Genomic DNA, 20661 nt, shown 5'->3' with positions numbered 1-20661 from the left:
CATATGAAAATGGGGTAGCAATATGGTTTCTCAATATATTCCTGTAGTTAATCAAGTTTGGAATATGCCTGGTCGTGTGAAAAGATATTGTATCAATGGTACCATACAGAGAGCAGCATTGAATGCTTTAATACATTGGGAAGTAGCGTATTTTGCTATAACACTAATTACCAGTAATGACTTAAGTTTTCTGAGTAGTGGTTATTTGTGGAATAGCTTAAGTTCTTTTGCATTGTATACACATGGCTTAATTTTTCTTGTACCTTTTGCTATAGGTGCAATTGCTTGTGCTACTTATTTTGTTTGTGTACAAAAGATCAATAATGAAGAAGATATTGAAAAAAAGATAGGCCAGGGAAAAGGTGCACAGAAAAGTGAGCTTGAAAAAGATCTATGGGTAATGGCCATTAAGCCAAAATTTACAAAAAATCTTTCAATAATTGATCCAATATCTCAGAGCCAGGGTTGTGATAGAGATGCTATATTGGATGATGTAAAGAATGAAAACAGAGATAAGTTCATACTTATTGTAGTACCATATGCATTAAGTACTTTGGTAATAATTGGTGCATTAAGAAAATTTGGTATTTCTAATCTTGATAATAGTATAGAGCTGTGTATAGTTTTGTTGGTACTAATTCATGCTGTTCTGAGTAGTATTGTTAGTTATTACAATATGTATAAAGCAAATGAAAAGATGGATAAGAATAAGCAGTTAACATCAAAATTAGATGCAATAGGGTGGGTTTCTTGGTTTCCTGTTCTGGGTATTGTGTGTAATATATTTGGAAACTCTGAAACTGTATTAGTCAGAGATAATAAGTTGTTAAAGAAGAACCTGGTAAATCAGGTGGATGATATAGTCAGTAATCTCAATTCATTAACTGTTAAGACTAAGGATTGTTTAAAAATTCTATCAGAAAATGTAACATGCAGTGTGGGTCAAATAGAGCATACAATCAATAAAGAAATAGCTGGCGCTAGACAAGATCTACAGCAATGTGTTACCAAGATAAATCAGTACATTGACAAAATAGGTGAATCTAATGTTGCGAGTGCTATCCGGCATATAGATAATGCATGGGGTAGCATGAGAGGTTTGCTTGCATGGTGTAATCGTGGTAATGCTCAGGAGGAAGAAGGTCAGAAGAATAACAGTGGAAGTGAAGTAGATCTCCCTGTAGATCCTGGTGTAGGCAATACAGATACGATTACGATGAAGCAAGGAATAGCAAAACTAGAGCAAGAACTAAGAAGAATAAAAGAAGCAAACGATTTGATAGTTAACGAAGCATCCTTAAAAGAACAAATAAGGCAGCAAAAGCAAAGGGTCAGAGACGTATCTAAAGAAGCAGAACAAGTGGAAAAGGCAATACAAGAGAAAGAGGCACAAAAAATAAGAGACAGAGAATCTGATGATTTACGGCAATTATTACATGGTCCAGCAAGTGTTTTTATTTATGAAAGATTAAGAGATATTAAGGTAAAAGTAAAGATAGATGGGGAAAAAAACCCACATACTACAACATTACTTGCTTTGGGAGCTGAGGTTATATTATATGACAAAAGAGGTTCACCTAAGTATTGTATTATAAAAGGTCGTGGAGATGATATAATAAATCTTGATGATAGAACAAAGCCTGTTACACTCATAACAAGTATAGAGTTTATTAATAATGATATTGGAGGTGGGGAGTTTAAGATTAAATGTATGTATTAAAGTGGCAAGCCAGACAGAAAATATATGTAAATGTATTCTCAAAAAATTCTTGTGTATTTGTACATAGTTAGTTATATAATAAATAAAGTTAAATAACAGTGGGGGTTTATATGAGTGCCTGGAAATATTTAATACCTAAGCTACGCATGTCAGATCTAGGCGTGCTAAGGTTACCGTTTGATTGGTTTAGTTGTATAAGGAGGTATGCCTTAAATGGTACTTTAAAAAAGTCGGCTTTGAGCGCTAGTATCAATTTTACTATTGCTTATTTTGTTGCAATGATGTTTGTTGAGAATAATTTCATTTTTCTACATAATTTTGTTAAACCTGTACGAATACCACTGTTTAAATTATCAATACCGTTGCTTATATTCATTATCTCTATTCCTTGTACACTATTTGTACTATCTTTTGTGATGGAGAAGCGTTATGGTGCAGTAGTAACAAAAGAGGAAATAGATGTAAAGTATAGAGGTGGTAAAGCGGATAAAGAAAGTGATATTGGCAAAAGTGGGTTTGCTATAGAATTTATACCAAAGTTTAATGATAGTAAAGGAAACTTTTCGATCTTCATACCAATTGCTAAGAACAATAATCAGAGAGAGATCATGGAGATTATAGCTGCAGAAAATAGGCACAAGGTTGCTTTGATTGTTATTCAGCATGTGATCACTGTTTTTATTATGTTAAGTCCATTAATATATTTATTGAAGCAAGAGCAGAGTATTCCACCTATTGCAGCAGTAGTTATGTTACTGTTTTGTGTTATTATGGCATTTAGGATTTACACTGCGTGTAAAAAACTTATAGAGTGTAAAAGGAATGAAAATTATGATTTTATTCAAGAATTAGGTGGACTTACATTAAAGTCTTTTTATTCTCCATTTGGAGAAGGAAAGATTGTTGCAGTCATGAAAAACGCAAGAGGAGAAGGGTTGCATAATGTATATATTAATAACGTGCAAAATCTCTGGTGTAAACTAAAACAAGCTGCTCTTAATAATTATAATGGTTATTTTGATGGTATGCAGCCAGTCAGAATGCAAAATCAACAGGTAAGTGCTGGTATAAATGATAAGGCAAGTGATTTTATAAATTGTTTGTCTGAATCTGTTCAGTTTCAAGATCGTGATGGGAAATTTTTCACATTATACGATATTTGTGTGGAAAAAATTATTCATAACCTGGATGGTTCACAGATACGCATAGAGGAGGAGAATAACAGGCAGGTACAGTTTGCTAGTGCAGACATAAAATGGTGGATAGATCCCAACGTTAATGAAGCATGGAAGGCAAGAGGTTAGATACTTATATAGCATATATACATAACATATCACGTAGTAAAGCTCAAAAATTAATACAGAACAAGTGTATTAAATTACACGGTTGTGTTATTACTGATAATGATTATGCTGTAAAGCCTGGTGAAGAATATGTAGTGGATTCAATCAAATCTGATGATACAACAGATATTAGTCCTAATTTTAATATAAAATTAGATGTAGTTTATGAAGATGATTACATAATAATAATTAATAAACAAAGTGGAATAACTGTACATCCTGGTGCAGGAACTAATAATGATACACTTTTAAATGCAGTAATAGCTTGCTTTCCATATAGTAAGCCAGGCATCGTACATCGCCTTGATAAAGAGACTAGTGGATTAATGGTTATTGCAAAGAATGAGGAATCTCACACTTTTTTATCTACGCTTTTGTCAAAGCGTATAATAAAACGCGAATATCTTGCAGTAGTGTGGGGTACACTGTCTCCTCTATACGAAACTATTAAAACTTATATTGCACCAAAACGCAGCAATAGGAAAATTATGTGTGTAACAAAAGCTATAGGTAAATCAGCTATTACTCATTATTCAGTAAAAAAACCGATAGGGAAAGCAAGTTTGGTAAATTGTAAGTTAGAAACAGGTAGGACACATCAAATACGAGTGCATATGAGCCATATAGGGCATTCTATAGTTGGAGATCAAGTTTATGGTAAGAATAGTAGCAAGAGTGCAAGATATGCGAAACAGTCTCATTTTATTTGTAATTTTAAAAGACAAGCACTACATGCATATAAGTTAGGATTCTACCATCCAAAAAGCCAAGAATATATAGAATTTAAATCTGATTTACCATACGATATGAAGACATTAATTAGCGAATTTGAAAATCTAGTTATATAATTATTTATTTAATGAATTTAATATGTTACGTATTACTGCAGGTAAATATCGTGGAAGAAGAGTAATTACCGACAAACAACTAGCAGCAAGGCCGACAATGAGTATTGTACGAGAAGCTATATTTAATATACTTCTTTCTAGAAAAGAACTCCGTGACTCAAATGTGCTGGATTTATTTTGTGGTAGCGGTGCTTTATCATTTGAAGCAATTTCTCGTGGTAGCAAACATGCTTTTATGGTAGACTCAGATTATTATAATTTACAGTTACCAAAGAAAACAGCCGATAGTCTTGGTATTACAGACAAAACAACGTTAATATGTTGTAGTGCTGATAATCTGCCTCAACCTATTTCTCAATGCGATATAGTTTTTATAGACCCACCATATAATAGTAATTTGGTAGAGTCTACTTTAAATGGACTAGCTCACTCTGGTTGGTTAAATGATGATGCATTAATAGTATTGGAAATTCAGAAAAATGAAGATTTTCAATATTATAAAAATTTTAGCGTGGTACTGGAACGTATTTATGGTACAGCAAAAGTGTTGTTTCTGGCAAAAGCATGAATGTCTAAATGCATTAAAATTGCTATAGTAGGCCTACCAAATGCTGGTAAATCGACACTTTTTAACAGGCTAGTAGGAAGGAAGAGGGCTGCTATAGTAAGCGATATTCCTGGTGTGACACGAGATAGAAAAGAAGGTATTGCGAGAATTAGTGATCTTGAATTTAAAATAATAGATACAGGAGGTTGGGATAGCACTATACTACAAATCATTGAACAGATAGAATATTCTTTCTTAGATGCTGATATGATTTTTTTTATTGTTGATGCAAGAGTAGAGGATTATCAAAATCAAGAGCTTGCAAAGTGGTTAAAGATAAGGACTGATCATCCTCTAATATTAATTGCAAATAAATGTGAAAATCCAGAATTGGTGAATGTAAATTATTTAAAATTTTTCAATTTTAATGAAATTGTATATATTTCTGCTGAGCATAATCTCGGCATGGTGGATCTTTATGAAGCAATTGTTAAAAATCTAAATAATGGTATACAGCCATTAATTGCCAAAGATACAAATCTTAGAATTGCCATAATAGGCCGTCCGAATGTTGGAAAATCAACTTTCTTAAACAGCTTATTAATGGACAATAGGGTAATAGTAAGTCCAGAGCCTGGTACTACGCATGATTCCATAGATGTTACATATAATTATAAAGGTGAAACAATTACACTCATTGATACTGCAGGAATACGTAGAAAAGTAGATATGTTAGAATCAAAATTTATTGAAAAAAGTATAGAGTCTATAAAGCGTTCTCATGTTGTTATTTTGATGCTAGATTCTCTTTTAGGTATCGAGCAACAAGATTTGTTTATTGGGGAGATTGCAATAAGGGAAGGTAAAGGCATAGTGGTTGTTTTGAATAAATGGGATTTAATAAATAAAAATGATAGGAGTAAAATAATAAAATTTGTTAAACAACAGGAAATTAGCAGGCTTTTTTTAGAAGTACCAGTTGTTACAATTTCAGCATTGAAAAATATGCGCTGTAGCGAAGTACTGGATAGATGTCTTGAAATAAATTTGTTTTTAAACAAAAAAATTGGCACTGCAAAGCTGAATAAATGGTTATCAAGTGTTCATCCTCATCATTTGATAAAAGGTAAAGTTGTTAAAATGAAATATATTGTACAAATTGGTACCACACCTCCTGCTTTTTCTTTAATATGTAATATACCAGAAGTTGTAAACGAGAGTTATAAACGTTATTTAATTAATCAACTTAGTAAAAGCTTCTTTATTAGTGGTATACCGGTAAGATTACGCTTTAAAAAAAATAAAAATCCATATATAAAATAGATACTTATTTTATTGGTTATGCTTAATAATAGTAAAATTACTTCTACGGTATTTTTATTATCCAGCACTGTAGCGTTGATCTTTGCGTATATACTGCAATATTTTTTTAACATTCTGCCGTGCAAATTATGTATCTATGAGCGTATAGTTTTTTATGTCGTGGCAGTGCTTTCAGTATTATGTTTGATAAAAGAGTATAAAGCTCTAATTTACATAATGTTTTGTAGCTACCTAATAGGTATAATAATATCTTTTTATCACATTGGGATTGAAGCTGGCTGGTTTCAGGATATTATAGGTTGTACTGAACAGATTAATAATAATATTACTATTGAAGAATTAAGAAATAGTTTATTAAATACTCACCGTTTGCCATCTTGTGATAGAGGGTATTACGTTTTAGGTCTATCTTTAGCCACATGGAATTTACTCTACTTATTGATAATCTTATTGATATCAGTAAGGATTTATTTCCGAGGAAGAAGAAAAGAAATAACATAGCTTTTATTGATATTTTAAAAGACTTATGCTAAAATATTAAGCAAAAAGGAGTATATATGGTTAGTGGTGAAGGTTCACAAGGTTTAGATATTGCAGCATTACAGTCTGCACGTGAACATCAGGAAGCTGGTGGTGAAAAAAGTGGCTTTGGTATAGGTTATGGCGACCCTTACTCTACAGTGCTTGATGGAGGAAAATGGTTGTTCTGTCTTATCAGTGAAGGTTTGTATGCTGCATACAATAATGTGTTTGAGGCTTGGATTAGTGGTTGCAATTTAGATGGTATGTGGAAGTCAGCTAATATGTTGGGGGTAAAATTTTTTGAAAAGATAGCAGAGCATTTTACAGGGGGAGGAGACCAGGAAGTTCCACACTATGATGGGGCTGGAGATCATCATTATAATCCTGATGATTTTCCGCATGCTGATGCTAGATTGGCTCATGAAGCTGATGGTTTACATGGCGCACATGATGATGGTTATTATGATGGGCGACAATATTTATCACCATCTCACTCACCGCAGATGTATCAAGGTCAAGATCTGTCCGAATTAGATAGAGGGTAAAAACTGTTGTGAACGGCTTATCTGATTTCATTAGAGTTTTAGAAAAAAAAAACGACCTTATAAGGGTTAAAGAAAAAGTATCAACAGTACTAGAGATTACGGAGATCCACCGTAGAATTTTATCACAAAAAGGCCCAGCTATAATTTTTGAAAACGTTATCACAGAAAACGGTAAGAATCCTATTCCAGTATTGGTTAATCTGTTCGGTACTATAGATAGAATTACTCTAGCACTGGGTACAACACTGAAAGATTTAGGTGAGCTCTTAGCATTTTTACGGTCTCCAGAACCGCCAATGAATTTTGTAGAAGTGGTTAAGATGTTTCCTATACTTAAAGCTGCGTTGTCCATGCGTAGTAAAATTATAAAAAATGCTTCATGTCAAGAAATAGTATTAGAAGGGGATGCAGTGGATCTAAGCATTTTGCCTATACAAACCTGCTGGCCAAATGAACCTGCACCATTAATTACTTGGCCCATTGTAGTAACGAGAGGGCCTACTAGTGAAAAACAGGATAATTTTAATCTAGGAATATATCGTATGCAGGTTATAGATAAAAAAACAACTTTAATGCGGTGGCTTGCACATCGTGGTGGTGCTAATCAATACAGACGATGGAAGGAACAAAAACAGAATAAATTTCCTGCAGCTGCTGTAATCGGTGTTGACCCAGCAACTATTATTGCGGCTGTAACTCCTGTACCTGAGAGACTGTCAGAATACCAGTTTGCTGGTTTATTACGTAGGAAACCGCTAGAACTTGTCAACTGTAAAACAGTTCCGTTGCAAGTACCGGCTCATGCTGAAATTGTTTTAGAGGGATATGTAAGTCTAGATAAATACCGGGATGAAGGTCCATATGGTGATCATACAGGTTATTATAATTCTGTTGAACAATTTCCTGAATTTAATATTACTGCAATTACTATGCGTAAGAATCCTATTTACCTCAGCACTTTTACTGGTAAACCACCAGATGAGCCGTCTATTCTTGCTGAAGCACTAAATGAAGTTTTTATACCTATTATAATTAATCAATTTCCAGAAATAGTAGATTTTTACTTACCTCCAGAAGGTTGTTCTTATAGAATAGCAGTGGTATCTATCAAAAAATCTTATCCAGGACACGCAAAAAGAATAGTGATGGGTATACTGTCATTCCTTAAGCAATTTTTATATACAAAATTTATAATAGTAGTGGATGGTGATATAAATATACGTGACTGGAGTGAAGTAATGTGGGCAATATCCACAAGAATGGATCCTGCACGTGATACTATTACTATAGATAATGCACCTATTGATTATTTAGATTTTGCCTCTACTCATAGTGGTCTTGGAAGCAAGATGGGTTTTGATGCTACTAATAAAGTATTTCCTGAAGTTACACGAGATTGGGGGAAAAAGATTGAAATGGATGCAGAAATAGTCAATCAAGTTACAGCAAAGTGGAGTAAATACGGATTGGCTTGACAATTTTATAGCGTAGGTTTTCTCTTGATATGTGATCAATGGATAAAATCTACTGATACTCAATCCATACCTTTATTCTCTGGGACCATACATCTAAAATATCCAAATCACCATATCAAATCAGTAAAAGTATTTGTTAATCCTGTCATGATGTTATTGTCAATGTCATGGTTTTCTTCAAATTCAAGCGGAGTTTCCAAAATAGGAGCTTTGTTGTGAAATGTATATAAATAGTCTTTTTTCCAGCTATTATCATTATTAATTTTTATATTACCTCTTTCTCCTTTCTCTGCATCAGTGAGATCAATTAATTTCTGTTTTTGTTCTGGTGTGAGATTTGTGGAAACATAATATAATTTTATTTGACGCTCTGGTTCTTTGTCTGCCCAGCTTAATAATCTATCTTTATAAGGATAGATATGTTTGGTAGTGGAAGTTTATCATATTTCAACTGCATAGGATCTTTCACGACCCATAACATAGCTATTGGTGTATCTTCTAGTAAAATTTTCTCAACTGTAGACATGAAGCTTTTAAGTTGTCATTTTGATATTAAAAACCTATTAACTATTTGTGAAATGCAACGGAGTGGTTGTTCCAAAAATGGAAAATACATCTAGATGTGTTTTTTCTTGACTTTAATGTGTAATTAATGCATAATAAAGCTTCTACGAAACAAAATATTATTGCCAAAGCGTAAAATACACCTAAATATGTCTTTTACAATTTGCAAATGGCTACTACTTGCATTTGTTGTTAATTATGATATTGTAATTAATAGTCGGGGCGTAGCGCAGCCTGGGTAGCGCACTTGGTTTGGGACCAAGGGGTCGGGAGTTCAAATCTCTCCGCCCCGATTTGATTAGGACTTTTTTAAGGAATTACAGTTAATCTAAGTTCATAAATTAATTGACGGTATTAATTTTCTAATCTATAAGATAGATGATAACTTTTGAAATATGGAGGTATAAAGTTTGATCGAAGTATCAGTTCACCACGGTGACGTAGACCGCGCTTTTCCTGTATTAAAGAAAATAATACAAAGAGAGGGAAGGTGGGTTAAAATGAAAAAACAGTATCATGAGAAAAAATCTGAAAAGAGAGCTAAAAAAAAAGCTGAAGCTAGAAAAAAGAGAAGATATCAACAAGCACGTATTAAGCAACGTTACAGTATATGAATATTCATGAATATCAAGCAAAAGAGATTTTGCGTAAGTTTCACGTTCCAGTGCCGAAAGGTTTTATCGTAACGTCTTCTGAAGAGGTAGAATCACAAATATCTCAATTACAGACTGATATATTTGTAGTAAAGGCTCAGATTCATGCAGGTGGTAGAGGTAAAGCTGGTGGAGTAAGGCTTGCAAAGTCTATTAAAGAAGTAAAGCAATTTGTACACGATATGCTTCATTCTACTTTAATAACACATCAAACTAGTCCAATGGGACAATGTGTCAGAAAGGTATATATTGAAGCAGGATCTAGCATAAAGAAGGAGTATTATTTGAGCTTGGTTATTGATTCAAGCTCTGGTAAGCTAACATTTGTCTTTTCATCAGAGGGTGGAATGGATATTGAGGAAGTAGCAATAAATTTTCCTTCTAAAGTTACAAAAATTTCTATAGATCTATCTTCTAAATTTAGAATATGTGATGATTTTGGTTTGCATTCAAAACAAGTGGAAAAAATAAACGATATTGCACATAAAATGTATGAGGCATTTATTGCAACAGATGCAAGTCAAATTGAAATTAATCCATTGGTTGAAACAAGTTCTGGTGATTTTATTGCATTAGATGCCAAAATGAATTTTGATGATAATGCGTTATATCGTCATCCTGAAATTATAGCACTTCGGGATTATGATGAGGAGGTAAAAGAAGAAGTAGAGGCTTCGCAATATGGTCTAAGTTATATCAAGATGGATGGCAATATTGGTTGTATGGTTAACGGTGCGGGATTAGCTATGGCAACAATGGATATAATAAAGTATTATAACGCAGAGCCAGCAAATTTTTTAGATGTTGGTGGCAATGCAAGCAAGGAAACTGTTACTGAAGCGTTAAAAATTATATTATCTGATAATAAGGTAAAAGGGGTTTTAGTCAATATATTTGGCGGAATAATGCGCTGTGATATTATTGCACATGGTATAATAGAAGCTACAAAAGAAATGAGGATAAGTCTACCGTTAGTAGTGAGACTATCTGGTACTAATTTTGAAGAGGGTAAAAGAATTTTAGAAAACTCTGGATTAAACATCATTGCTGCTGATGGTCTTGATGATGCTGCACGTAAAATAGTTAAAGAAGTGTCATGTCTATCTTAGTTAGTCGTAATACAAGGCTCATATGTCAAGGTTTTACTGGGGCACAAGGTACATTTCATTCAGAACAAGTAGTTAATTACGGTACTAAAATGGTAGGTGGTGTGACTCCTGGTAAAGGAGGAATGACTCACTTAAATTTACCTGTTTTTAATACTGTAAAAGAGGCTAAGGATAAGACAGAAGCTAATGCTACAGTTATATATGTTCCTGCGAAATTTGCTGCAGATGCGATATTAGAGGCGATAGATGCAGAAATAGAATTAATAGTATGTATTACAGAAGGTATACCTATACTTGATATGGTAAAAGTTAAAGATGCTCTTACTCATTCGACAAGTAGGCTAATTGGTCCAAATTGTCCAGGTATTATTACACCAGGAGAGTGTAAGATAGGAATCATGCCAGGATATATTCATAAGCGTGGACATATAGGCATTATGTCCCGTTCTGGAACTTTAACTTATGAAGCAGTTGCACAAACAACAGCTGTAGGTCTGGGACAGTCTACATGTATAGGAATTGGTGGAGACCCTGTACATGGCATAACGTTTGTTGATTGTATAGAGCTATTTCTGAAAGATGATGATACACACTGTATTGTTGTTATTGGTGAAATAGGTGGAAGTGAAGAGGATAATTTAGCACATTTTATAAAATCTGAGAAAGTTAAAAAGCCAGTTGTAGGATTTGTAGCAGGACAAACTGCACCTCCTGGAAAACGTATGGGTCATGCTGGGGCAATTATTTCTTCTAGTAGTGGTAGTGCTAGTGCGAAGCTTGAGGTTATGCGTAGCAGTGGTATTTTCATTGCTGAAACTCCTGCAGTAATAGGTAAAAAAGTGTTGGACGTTCTAAATCATTAATTACTGGACCTTTCTTTCAATATAACTAATAAACTGTAAACTTCTTGATAAACTTAATAGCTTTAATAGAGTTGAAGTTTCCCTTTACTAAATTAAAAAAACAATCAGAATGATTAGCATGGTTACAGTACAAACAAAAGTGTTAATTGCAAGTATTCTCTGCAGAACCACAATATGGTATGACCACACACTTTTTATTGAGTTAGTCAACATAATGAGCAGAGAATTCTGTTATGCAGAAAATACTTATTACGGTATATTGCAGTTTTTTGGAATAACGTGGCTCGGTACTATGGCCCGACCTTTAGGTGCTGCATTTGTGCTAGGTCATATAGGTGATAGATATGGAAGAAAAGTAGCATTGTTAATTGCAATGTTATTTATATCAATTCCTTCAAGTTTAATTGCTTTTATTCCAAATTATAACCAGATTGGTATAGCTGCTACTATGTTGTTTTTGACAATACAGATTATACAAGGAATAGCATTAGGTGGTGAACAAGGTGGTAGTTCTGTTTATCTGATGGAACATTTATCTTATAAGCAGCAAAAGCTTGGTATGTTTCTTGGTATAACAGGTCTAGGTAGATCTATAGGTATGCTGCTTTCTACGGTAATAATTATAATTTGTAAAAAGACAACTGATTTCAATGCTTGGGGATGGAGAATACCATTTATTTTTTTAGTCGTTTTAGGATTACTTAGTGCATATAGTATATATTTATTAGGAGAAACACCAGCTTATAAGGCAAATAATGAACGGTCTGCTTTTCCAATAATGGATCTAATAAAGCATCATAAAAGAATCTTAATACTTGCTATTTTAATAGCTATGCCGATCAATATTATAGCAGGCTTTATTATATTTCTACGTACACTTGCAAAGGAAATAGTTTCGATAGAAATGTATGCTGCAACCTATGTAAATGAGATTATAAACATAATAACTGGTATATTGATACCGATATGTTCAATAGCATTTGGAATGCTAGCTGATAAAGTTGGGAAAGAACGTACCGCAATTTTATTTATAATTGTTACAATGATGCTATGTTGTCCAATTCTATCTATTGCGTATTACTGTAAAAACTATTTAATTATTATGTTAAGTATAATGGTGCTTACTATACTAGAAAGAGGAATAAATCCAATAGGTATAGTAATATCTGAACTGTTTCCTACACAGTTTAGATTTAGTGGTGTCAGTGTATCACGTAATATTTCCTATTTGATATATGGAGGTTCGGCTCCAATGATATGTACGTTTTTTATTAAAAATTTTCCACAGATAAATTTTTTAGCTGGGATTTATGTAACCTTGAATTTATTGATTGGTTTAATAGCAATATTGCAGGTAAGACCACAAGATAAGCAATCTTATTGGTAAAAAAGGTAAAAGAATCTGTAGGGAAGACAGAAAAAAGTACAAAACAAAAGACAAGTGGATAGATTTGTGTGCAACTGTCTTGAATTTGGAGTGATTTTTAAGAATGTTAAAGTGTAAAACGGGTTTCAAGCTTTCAGGGGAAGATTATATAATGCTAGATCGTAGTATAACAAATACATTGTGGCAATTACAAGACGCAAATTCAAGACAGGTTTTAGCTTTAGTACAAAAGTTTGAATTACCAGAAATAGTAGCAAGGATATTAGTAACTCGTGGCATTAATGTGGAAAATGCAAGCGATTTTCTATATCCACTCATTAAATCATTATTACCTGATCCTTTTTCTTTACTAGACATGGATAAGGCTGTTGATCGGATAATATTGGCAATAACCAATAATGAAAAAATTGCTATATTTGGTGATTATGATGTTGATGGTGCGACATCTGCTGCATTAATTCATAGATATTTAAAGGAAATAGGTATCAATTCTACAATTTACATTCCAGACCGCATTGATGAGGGTTACGGGTTAAACACGGCCGCTCTATTAAAGCTTAAGAAGCAAGAAGTAGGTCTGTGTATTTCTGTAGATTGTGGCACTATTGCATATCAACCAATAGATGATGCAAAAAGCTTTGGGCTTGATATTATAGTTGTTGATCATCATATTAGCATGGAAAGCTTACCAAATGCAGTAGCAGTGATTAATCCAAATCGGTTTGATGAAAATTTTCCTTATAATAACCTTGCAGCAGTAGGAGTATCATTCTTGCTAATAGTTGCTTTCAATAAAATCTTGCGAGAGAAGGGATTTTTTATTAGTAAAAAAGAGCCAAATTTATTTGATTTGTTAGATTTAGTTGCTCTTGGTACTGTGTGTGATGTGATGCAAATTACTGGCTTAAATAGAGCGTTAGTTTCACAAGGACTTAAAGTGATGTCAGCAAGAAAAAATGTTGGATTACGTATCTTGTTTGATAACTTGAGAATATTGGAGAAACCAAGTGTTGCTCATTTAGGATTTAGCATAGGGCCATGTATAAACGCAGGGGGAAGAGTAGGCGAAGCATCATTGGGCGCAAGATTGCTTTCTACGTGTAATGAGGAAGAAGCATATCAAATTGCGTTAAAGTTAATAAATTTTAATAATGCAAGAAAAGTATTAGAAAACGAAGCTTTATCAGAAGCCTTATTACAGGTTGAACAGTCTGTTACATTAAATACAAAATTTATCATGGTGAGCGGTAATTGGCATCAAGGGATCATAGGTATTATCGCCTCAAGACTCAAAGAACAATCTCATTTGCCAACAATAGTAATATCTTTAAATAATGGTATTGGAAAGGCAAGTTGTAGGTCAGTACCAGGAATTGATATTGGTGCAGCAGTACTTTCTGCAAAATTTATGGATCTCATCATTGAAGGTGGGGGACATAGTATGGCAGCAGGATTTTCTATTAAAGATCATAAAATAAGAGACTTACATGATTTTTTTGCTGAAAGATTTGCAGATTTTGTAAAAGAAAAAATGATAAAAGTCGATGGTATAATTACTGTTAAGTCAGTGAATCTATCTTTATGGAATCAATTGCGACGTTTAGAACCATTTGGAGTTGGGCATCCAGAACCAAGATTTATTATCCAAGGTGTCAGAATAATAAACCCTGAAATTATAGGAACTAATCATATTAAATGCCTTATTACTGATGGTAATACAACAGCAAGAGCTATTGCTTTTCGTTCTGTAAACACTAAACTTAGTTCTGCTATTATGCAAAGTGGCGTTAAAACTATTTTAGGTAGAATCTCTGTTAATTATTGGAATGGAAGAGAGTTTGTACAGTTTGTAATAGAAGATCTAATGACATAAACGTGGTGCATATATTGCTCAATTTCTGCTTTTTTTTAAATGTCTAATTCAACTTAGTTTACTATATAATAAGCTAAACAAGCTGTGGAAAATTTAGGCTAAAAGCCAATCTATTTTATGACAAAACACATATGCTATCTTTATCTTGTATTCTGCTCAGGTAACCATTCCTCGATTTTAGGTTAGAGTCTCAAAAATTCTTCTATTATCATATCCATATTCATTAGTTGTGAACCTTTAACAAGAACTGTATCATTATTGTTAATAATATTGTTTAATTGAGTTTTTAACTGATTAGCATCAGTAAAGTGCATACCTCTTATTTTATCTGGTAGAAGTTTGTATAATTCTATCATTATTTTTCCAACTGTATAAACTTTATCTATTTTCTGGTCTATTATATGATCAAGCAATGCTCTATGAAACTTTATGCCATGATTACCGAGTTCCAACATATCTCCCAGTAATGCAATCTTTCTGTTATGGAAATATCCGCCCAAATCTTCAATTGCAGCTTTCATTGAAGTTGGGCTAGCATTATAGGAGTCATCAATAAGGTATATATGTTTTCCATTGTATTGGATACTGTGTACATCACCTCTACCTTGTCTTATTTTAAATGTATCAAAAGCGTTTTTCGGTAGATCAAGTTTTAAGCTTTGTATAACTGCTGCAACAGCCAAGGCAGAATGGATAAATTGTTCTCTTCTGATAGGAAGATCAAAATTTATTATATTATTATCATTTAATTTAACTTCCAGGTTTAACCCTGCGTAATTTTTAGTTAAATTTAATAAACGTACTGTAGCGTTTGGATGTGTGCCAAAACTGACTATCTTATTGATTGTCTGATGAGCATGTAATAATAAATAGTCATAATATCTATCGTCATGATTTAATAGTAGTATACCATTGCTCGCAATACCATGTAGAATTTCTAGTTTTGCTTGTGCGAGAGCATACACGTCAGGAAAATTTGCAATGTGAGCATATCCAATATTTGTAATAACCGCGATATTTGGATTACTGATCTTCGATAATTTTGCTATTTCACCTTTATTGCTCGTTCCCATTTCAAGAATGAGATATTCACAATTTGCAGGAGTACTTAATATAGTTAAAGGCAATCCTATATGATTATTAAAATTACCAATATTTGCATACGATATACCGCATTTTGATAAAACAGTATATAACATATCTTTTGTAGTAGTTTTACCTACACTGCCTGTAATTGCAATCACTATTGCTTGAAGATGTTTAATGTAATACGATGCCATGTTATGAAGGGCTTTTAACGTATCAGTAACAACAACCATTGGAAAAACTTTGATATTTTCTCTACTAACCACTGCAGCAGCAGCTCCTTTTGCAAATGCTTCATGTACAAAATCATGACCATCAAAATTTGTGCCTTTGATTGCTATAAATAGGTCGCCACGTTTTATATTTCTTGTATCTGTCGAAACACTGCTACTACTCCAGCTACCTATTGTTTTACCATTAGTAGCATTGTATAGATGAGTCTCATTCCATTGGAACATATAATTGCTTTACACTATTTTTAACGTTATCTAAATATGTGCGCTTATCCTAGAAATCAATAATTTTACTACTACCTTATATCAAAAAAGGAGTACAATGCAGCTAAGTTAACTTCAAATTAGATGTATAGCGTATTTCATAATAGTGCGAATAGATCAAAAAAAACAGTTTTTCCTATTTTAAACCTCTGTACTACCATCTCTCTGCTTTCTTTTTCATCTAAAGCTTCCATTAAAGCTTCCATTGCCTTCTTCCTTACTACATGCTGATAGAACCTAATCTCTTCAAATACACACATTTCATCATCTTCGGGCTAGTTATACTTAGCTATCTTTACTTTCCAAAAACTTTTCTGCATCAAGTGCAGCCATGCATCCTGTACCTGCTGCAACTACAGCTTGACGATATACTTTATCCTGCACATCACCTGCAGCAAAAACTCCGTCTTTACTAGTTAATGTCGTGCCAGGTTTGGTTATTATATAACCTTGATCATCAATTTCTACTAAACTTTTAAAAATAGCTGTATTAGGTGCATGTCCAATTGCAATAAATACTCCGTCTACTTTTATTTCTTGGAGACTTCTTGTAATAATGGACTTTATTACCATAGAAGTAACTTTCTTAGGATTTTCTGTGCCTAATATCTCCTCTACCACATGATTCCATATAATTTCTATTTTATTATTATTAAAAAGCCTATCTTGCATTACCTTTTCTGCTCTCAACACATCGCGTCTATGTATTAATATTACTTTCTCTGCAAAGCGTGTAAGAAAAATTGCCTCTTCAACTGCTGTATTTCCTCCTCCTACTACAGCAACAACTTTATTTCTAAAAAATGCTCCATCACAAGTTGCACATGCCGATACACCATAACCTTGAAATTTTTTTTCACTTTCTAAACCAAGCCATTTAGCTTGTGCTCCTGCAGCAATTATAATTGCATCCGAATAATAGTCACTAATGTTACCAGTAGATTTAAATCGGGATTTATTATACTCTTTAACATTCTTTATGTGATCATCAATGACTTTTGCACCAACATTTTCTGCATGTATCCTCATTTGTTCCATTAATTCTGGACCTTGTATTAAAGCAAATCCAGGATAATTTTCAACATCTGTAGTAATTGTTAACTGACCACCTGGTTGCATGCCAGTGACTACAATTGGTTCTAGATTTGCACGTGCTGCATATATAGCAGCTGAGTAGCCAGCTGCTCCAGAACCAATTATTAGTACTTTTGTTTCCATCTATAATTCTTCGCTATGGGAATTAAGATAATCAGCTACTCCCTCATCACTTGCTTGCATTGCTTGTTTACCTTTTCTCCATCCTGCTGGACATACTTCACTAAACTCCTCATTGTGTTTAATTGCATCAATGATCCTAATATATTCTTCAATATTACGTCCTAAAGGTAGATCATTTATCGATTGATGGCGCACGACAAATTTATCATCTATTATAAAAGTTGCTCTCAAGGCAAATGACTCATCATGCAGTACTCCATATTCTTTCGATATTGATTTTGTTATATCAGAAATTAAAGTATAACTTATTTTCCCTATACCACCATCATGAGGTGAGGTTTTACGCCATTGATGATGCGAAAATTTTGAATCCACACTTACTCCTAATACTTCAGTGTCACGTTTCGCAAAATCATTAATTTTATTGTTGAACGATATTATCTCAGTAGGACAGACAAATGTAAAATTAAGTGGATAAAAGAAAAGCACAGCACACTTTCCTTTCACATATTCACTAAAACAAAATTTATCATTTATTTTTCCATCAGATAGAACAGCTGGAGCTGTAAAATCAATAGCAGACTTTTGTATAAGATTCATAGACCTATCCTAATTATAAATAACTTAATTTTATACATCAAATTAGTTGTTTGCAAGTCAATCAACATATTCCCAGAAATATGCCATTTGCAGATTTTATTTAGATACTAATATTAAGAAGTACTGATTGCCTTCTTTTTTAGGCATCAATTCTACCTTCGCAATATCTTCTGTATCTTGAATTAACCGTTCTAATTTTTCTAGTCCAACTTCAGTATGTATAAGTTCTCTTCCTCTAAATCTCATTGTAATTTTGACTTTGTAGCTATTAGTAATAAAATCCTTTATTTGACGCAATTTTGTGCCATAGTCATGATCGCTAATATTAGGCCCTATTTTGACCTCTTTAATAGTCAATGTTTTCTGCTTTTTTCGCGCTTCACTTGCTTTTTTCTTTGCATCGTATTTTTGTTTGCTGTAGTCTAAAATTTTACATACTGGAGGTGTAGAATCAGGTGCAACTTCTACCAGGTCCAATCCAACACTTTGTGCCGTTTCTAATGCTTTTTCTAGTGATACGACTCCTATCATTTCACTATTGTGATCAACTAAACGTACTGTTTTAGCCGTAATAAATCCATTGATTCTATTTTTCTTAGTTTGCAAACTTTACTCCTTGATTAAATAGCAACTCAGCAGCCTTTTCAAAAGGAAGAGATTCTTGTTTTGTAGACCCTAAATACCTAACCGACACAGTCCTATTTTCACGCTCATTCTTACCTATAATCCATAATATAGGTATCTTACATAAACTATGCAAGCGTATCTTATAATTGATTTTTTCATTAGTGAGATCAGCTTTAACTCTTACATCATGTTTTTTTAAAAAATTATTTAGTTCTAAAGCATATTGATCCACTTCATTAGTAATAGTAAGAATGACAAGTTGCGTTGGAGCAAGCCATAGAGGGAATTTCCCTGCATAATGCTCTATTAGAATTCCTATAAAGCGCTCAAAAGCACCAAGAATTGCCCTATGCAACATAACTACATTATGTTTCTGTCCGTCTTTACTAATATACATTGCTCCAAGTCTTTCAGGTAAAATAAAATCAACTTGTAAAGTTCCACACTGCCAGTTTCTTCCTATAGCATCCTTTAACACAAATTCTAGTTTAGGACCATAAAAAGCACCTTCACCTGGATTGAGCTTATAATCTAATCCTGCTGCTTTCACAGCCTCAAGCAATGCTTTTTCTGCTTTATCCCATATTTCATCTCTTCCTGCTCTCACGTTAGGACGGTCAGAAAATTTAACGGAAACTTGGTCAAAACCCAGCTCAGAATAAACTTGTTTTAAAAGATCACAAAAGTTTAAAGTTTCAGTAATAATTTGTTCTTCTGTACAAAATATATGTGCATCATCCTGAGTAAACCCTCTTACACGCATTAACCCGTGTAACGACCCAGAACTTTCGTTTCTATAGCATGTGCCAAATTCTGCCATACGTATTGGTAAATCACGATAGCTTCTTGTATGAGAATTAAAAATTTGTACATGACAAGGACAATTCATCGGTTTAATTGCTATATTAGAATTATCAAGAATAAACATATTTTCACGAAATTTATCCCAATGTCCTGACTTTTCCCATAATTCTTTATTAACTAATAGAGGAGTTTTTACTTCAGAATACCCATTATCCTTCAACTTTTTTCTGATATAAGATTCAAGAATATTATATAAAATATATCCCTTCTCATGCCAGAAGACTTGCCCTACTGCTTCTTCCTGAATATGAAATAGATCCATCTCTTTAGCAATTTTACGATGATCTCGTTTTTCAGCCTCTTCCAGATGTTTTAAGTAATTTTTCAGCTCATCTTTATTTTTCCATGCAGTACCATATATGCGCTGCAGCATAGGCCTTTTAGAATCACCTCGCCAATATGCCCCAGCTACTTTTATTAACTTAAATGCCTTAACTTTGCCAGTTGATGGTGAATGCGGACCGCGACATAGGTCTACAAAATTACCTTGTTTATAAACCGTTATATCTTCTTCAAGCGGTATAGAAGCAATAATTTCAACTTTATATTTTTCACCTATATTATTAAAAAAATCTATTGCTTGTTCACGATTCCATATTTCACGTATAAACTTATAATCATTTTTTATAATTTCCTGCATTCTTGCTTCTATTACGGTGAGATCATCAGTAGTGAAAGCCCTATCAGTGGCAAAATCATAATAAAAACCATCCTGAATTGTTGGACCAATTGCTACCTGTATAGTTGGAAAGAGTTCCTTTACAGCTTGTGCCATAATATGTGCAGCATCATGCCGTATAATATCCAACCCAACTTCATCATTCATATCACTTCAGCACCATGCTTAATTTCACGTGACAAATCATACAATTTTTAGTAACTTGAGTGCAATTGCTTTCTTCAAAAGATTTTGTGATAGTATATTAAAACCTATAGCTTTACTAACGTATTCTTTCTTTCTCTGCCCAGCTATAAAAATAATTTCAACCATTATTTC

19 protein-coding genes, 1 tRNA gene and 1 pseudogene are annotated in these 20661 nt (G+C 33.3%); 14 read left to right on the top strand and 7 right to left on the bottom strand.

The window, feature by feature from the left end:
- The first annotated feature begins 22 nt into the window (after positions 1-22).
- The 8 genes from BIY23_RS04110 to BIY23_RS04075 all read left to right on the top strand — a co-directional run bounded on the left by BIY23_RS04110 (position 23) and on the right by BIY23_RS04075 (position 8323).
- Complete coding sequence (locus tag BIY23_RS04110; RefSeq protein ID WP_070065259.1) at positions 23-1720, top strand: hypothetical protein; 1698 nt, start codon at positions 23-25, stop codon at positions 1718-1720.
- A 110-nt stretch (positions 1721-1830) separates the two neighbouring features.
- A complete protein-coding gene (locus BIY23_RS04105; protein WP_070065258.1) occupies positions 1831-3024 on the top strand; it encodes a hypothetical protein in 1194 nt (397 codons plus the stop codon).
- Complete coding sequence (locus BIY23_RS04100) at positions 3006-3911, top strand: RluA family pseudouridine synthase (protein ID WP_070065257.1); 906 nt, start codon at positions 3006-3008, stop codon at positions 3909-3911. The genes BIY23_RS04105 and BIY23_RS04100 overlap by 19 nt, the downstream gene beginning before the upstream one ends.
- Before the next feature lie 22 nt (positions 3912-3933).
- Positions 3934-4479: a 16S rRNA (guanine(966)-N(2))-methyltransferase RsmD gene (rsmD, locus tag BIY23_RS04095; RefSeq protein ID WP_070065256.1), complete on the top strand. Its 546-nt coding sequence runs from the start codon at positions 3934-3936 to the stop codon at positions 4477-4479.
- Complete coding sequence (gene der, locus BIY23_RS04090) at positions 4480-5781, top strand: ribosome biogenesis GTPase Der (protein WP_070065255.1); 1302 nt, start codon at positions 4480-4482, stop codon at positions 5779-5781. It abuts the gene before it with no gap.
- An 18-nt stretch (positions 5782-5799) separates the two neighbouring features.
- The gene (locus tag BIY23_RS04085) at positions 5800-6282 is read left to right on the top strand and encodes a disulfide bond formation protein B (RefSeq protein ID WP_070065254.1); all 483 of its coding nucleotides are present in this window, start codon (positions 5800-5802) and stop codon (positions 6280-6282) included.
- Between the two features lie 56 nt (positions 6283-6338).
- Positions 6339-6848, top strand: a complete 510-nt coding sequence (locus tag BIY23_RS04080; RefSeq protein ID WP_070065253.1) for a hypothetical protein — start codon at positions 6339-6341, stop codon at positions 6846-6848.
- Between the two features lie 8 nt (positions 6849-6856).
- Positions 6857-8323 (top strand): UbiD family decarboxylase, encoded by a 1467-nt coding sequence (locus BIY23_RS04075; protein WP_070065252.1) that lies wholly within the window; start codon positions 6857-6859, stop codon positions 8321-8323.
- Positions 8324-8714: 391 nt separating this feature from the next.
- On the opposite strand, the gene BIY23_RS05570 is transcribed toward BIY23_RS04075, so the two are convergent.
- Positions 8715-8849 (bottom strand): hypothetical protein, encoded by a 135-nt coding sequence (locus BIY23_RS05570; protein ID WP_261722521.1) that lies wholly within the window; start codon positions 8847-8849, stop codon positions 8715-8717.
- Between the two features lie 256 nt (positions 8850-9105).
- Here BIY23_RS05570 and BIY23_RS04070 point away from each other — a divergent pair.
- From BIY23_RS04070 to recJ, 6 genes are all read left to right on the top strand, one after another.
- Positions 9106-9180: transfer RNA gene (locus BIY23_RS04070), tRNA-Pro, on the top strand.
- Positions 9181-9297: 117 nt separating this feature from the next.
- On the top strand, positions 9298-9501 hold the full coding sequence (gene rpsU / locus BIY23_RS04065; RefSeq protein ID WP_070065251.1) for a 30S ribosomal protein S21: 204 nt from the start codon (positions 9298-9300) through the stop codon (positions 9499-9501).
- Positions 9498-10649 carry an ADP-forming succinate--CoA ligase subunit beta gene (sucC, locus tag BIY23_RS04060; protein ID WP_070065250.1) on the top strand — a complete coding sequence of 384 codons (1152 nt, stop codon included), beginning with the start codon at positions 9498-9500 and terminating at the stop codon, positions 10647-10649. Before rpsU ends, sucC begins: the two co-directional genes overlap by 4 nt.
- On the top strand, positions 10637-11512 hold the full coding sequence (gene sucD / locus BIY23_RS04055) for a succinate--CoA ligase subunit alpha (protein WP_070065249.1): 876 nt from the start codon (positions 10637-10639) through the stop codon (positions 11510-11512). Before sucC ends, sucD begins: the two co-directional genes overlap by 13 nt.
- Positions 11513-11630: 118 nt before the next feature.
- Positions 11631-12899, top strand: coding sequence for an MFS transporter (locus BIY23_RS04050; protein WP_070065273.1), 1269 nt, complete (start codon positions 11631-11633; stop codon positions 12897-12899).
- A gap of 103 nt (positions 12900-13002) precedes the next feature.
- A complete protein-coding gene (recJ, locus tag BIY23_RS04045; protein ID WP_390903705.1) occupies positions 13003-14772 on the top strand; it encodes a single-stranded-DNA-specific exonuclease RecJ in 1770 nt (589 codons plus the stop codon).
- Positions 14773-14954: 182 nt separating this feature from the next.
- Here the strand turns inward: recJ and BIY23_RS04040 are convergent, their stop codons facing one another.
- From BIY23_RS04040 to thrS, 6 genes and pseudogenes are all read right to left on the bottom strand, one after another.
- Positions 14955-16316 carry a UDP-N-acetylmuramoyl-tripeptide--D-alanyl-D-alanine ligase gene (locus tag BIY23_RS04040; protein ID WP_070065248.1) on the bottom strand — a complete coding sequence of 454 codons (1362 nt, stop codon included), beginning with the start codon at positions 16314-16316 and terminating at the stop codon, positions 14955-14957.
- A 137-nt stretch (positions 16317-16453) separates the two neighbouring features.
- Positions 16454-16615, bottom strand: coding sequence for a hypothetical protein (locus BIY23_RS05290; RefSeq protein ID WP_186820157.1), 162 nt, complete (start codon positions 16613-16615; stop codon positions 16454-16456).
- A gap of 25 nt (positions 16616-16640) precedes the next feature.
- Positions 16641-17573, bottom strand: a complete 933-nt coding sequence (trxB, locus tag BIY23_RS04035; protein ID WP_070065247.1) for a thioredoxin-disulfide reductase — start codon at positions 17571-17573, stop codon at positions 16641-16643.
- The gene (locus BIY23_RS04030; protein ID WP_070065246.1) at positions 17574-18173 is read right to left on the bottom strand and encodes a peroxiredoxin; all 600 of its coding nucleotides are present in this window, start codon (positions 18171-18173) and stop codon (positions 17574-17576) included. It lies immediately after the preceding gene.
- 96 nt (positions 18174-18269) lie between these two features.
- Positions 18270-18779, bottom strand: coding sequence for a translation initiation factor IF-3 (gene infC / locus BIY23_RS04025; protein WP_070065245.1), 510 nt, complete (start codon positions 18777-18779; stop codon positions 18270-18272).
- A pseudogene (thrS, locus tag BIY23_RS04020) lies at positions 18769-20655 on the bottom strand (threonine--tRNA ligase). The gene infC and the pseudogene thrS overlap by 11 nt, the downstream one beginning before the upstream one ends.
- Positions 20656-20661: the final 6 nt, after the last annotated feature.

The sequence above is a fragment of the Wolbachia pipientis genome, assembly GCF_001752665.1.
Classification (GTDB): domain Bacteria; phylum Pseudomonadota; class Alphaproteobacteria; order Rickettsiales; family Anaplasmataceae; genus Wolbachia; species Wolbachia pipientis_A.
Note: the sequence above shows the minus strand (reverse complement) of the source record. Positions and strands in the feature narration are given on the sequence as shown.

Bases quoted from the DNA above. Each gene is read 5' to 3' on its own strand.
- BIY23_RS04110 (WP_070065259.1), top strand. From the start codon at position 23: ATGGTTTCTCAATATATTCCTGTAGTTAATCAAGTTTGGAATATGCCT.
- BIY23_RS04105 (WP_070065258.1), top strand. From the start codon at position 1,831: ATGAGTGCCTGGAAATATTTAATACCTAAGCTACGCATGTCAGATCTA.
- BIY23_RS04100 (WP_070065257.1), top strand. From the start codon at position 3,006: ATGGAAGGCAAGAGGTTAGATACTTATATAGCATATATACATAACATA.
- rsmD (WP_070065256.1), top strand. From the start codon at position 3,934: ATGTTACGTATTACTGCAGGTAAATATCGTGGAAGAAGAGTAATTACC.
- der (WP_070065255.1), top strand. From the start codon at position 4,480: ATGTCTAAATGCATTAAAATTGCTATAGTAGGCCTACCAAATGCTGGT.
- BIY23_RS04085 (WP_070065254.1), top strand. From the start codon at position 5,800: ATGCTTAATAATAGTAAAATTACTTCTACGGTATTTTTATTATCCAGC.
- BIY23_RS04080 (WP_070065253.1), top strand. From the start codon at position 6,339: ATGGTTAGTGGTGAAGGTTCACAAGGTTTAGATATTGCAGCATTACAG.
- BIY23_RS05570 (WP_261722521.1), bottom strand. From the start codon at position 8,849: ATGTCTACAGTTGAGAAAATTTTACTAGAAGATACACCAATAGCTATG.
- sucC (WP_070065250.1), top strand. From the start codon at position 9,498: ATGAATATTCATGAATATCAAGCAAAAGAGATTTTGCGTAAGTTTCAC.
- sucD (WP_070065249.1), top strand. From the start codon at position 10,637: ATGTCTATCTTAGTTAGTCGTAATACAAGGCTCATATGTCAAGGTTTT.
- BIY23_RS04050 (WP_070065273.1), top strand. From the start codon at position 11,631: ATGGTTACAGTACAAACAAAAGTGTTAATTGCAAGTATTCTCTGCAGA.
- recJ (WP_390903705.1), top strand. From the start codon at position 13,003: ATGTTAAAGTGTAAAACGGGTTTCAAGCTTTCAGGGGAAGATTATATA.
- BIY23_RS04040 (WP_070065248.1), bottom strand. From the start codon at position 16,316: ATGTTCCAATGGAATGAGACTCATCTATACAATGCTACTAATGGTAAA.
- BIY23_RS05290 (WP_186820157.1), bottom strand. From the start codon at position 16,615: ATGTGTGTATTTGAAGAGATTAGGTTCTATCAGCATGTAGTAAGGAAG.
- trxB (WP_070065247.1), bottom strand. From the start codon at position 17,573: ATGGAAACAAAAGTACTAATAATTGGTTCTGGAGCAGCTGGCTACTCA.
- BIY23_RS04030 (WP_070065246.1), bottom strand. From the start codon at position 18,173: ATGAATCTTATACAAAAGTCTGCTATTGATTTTACAGCTCCAGCTGTT.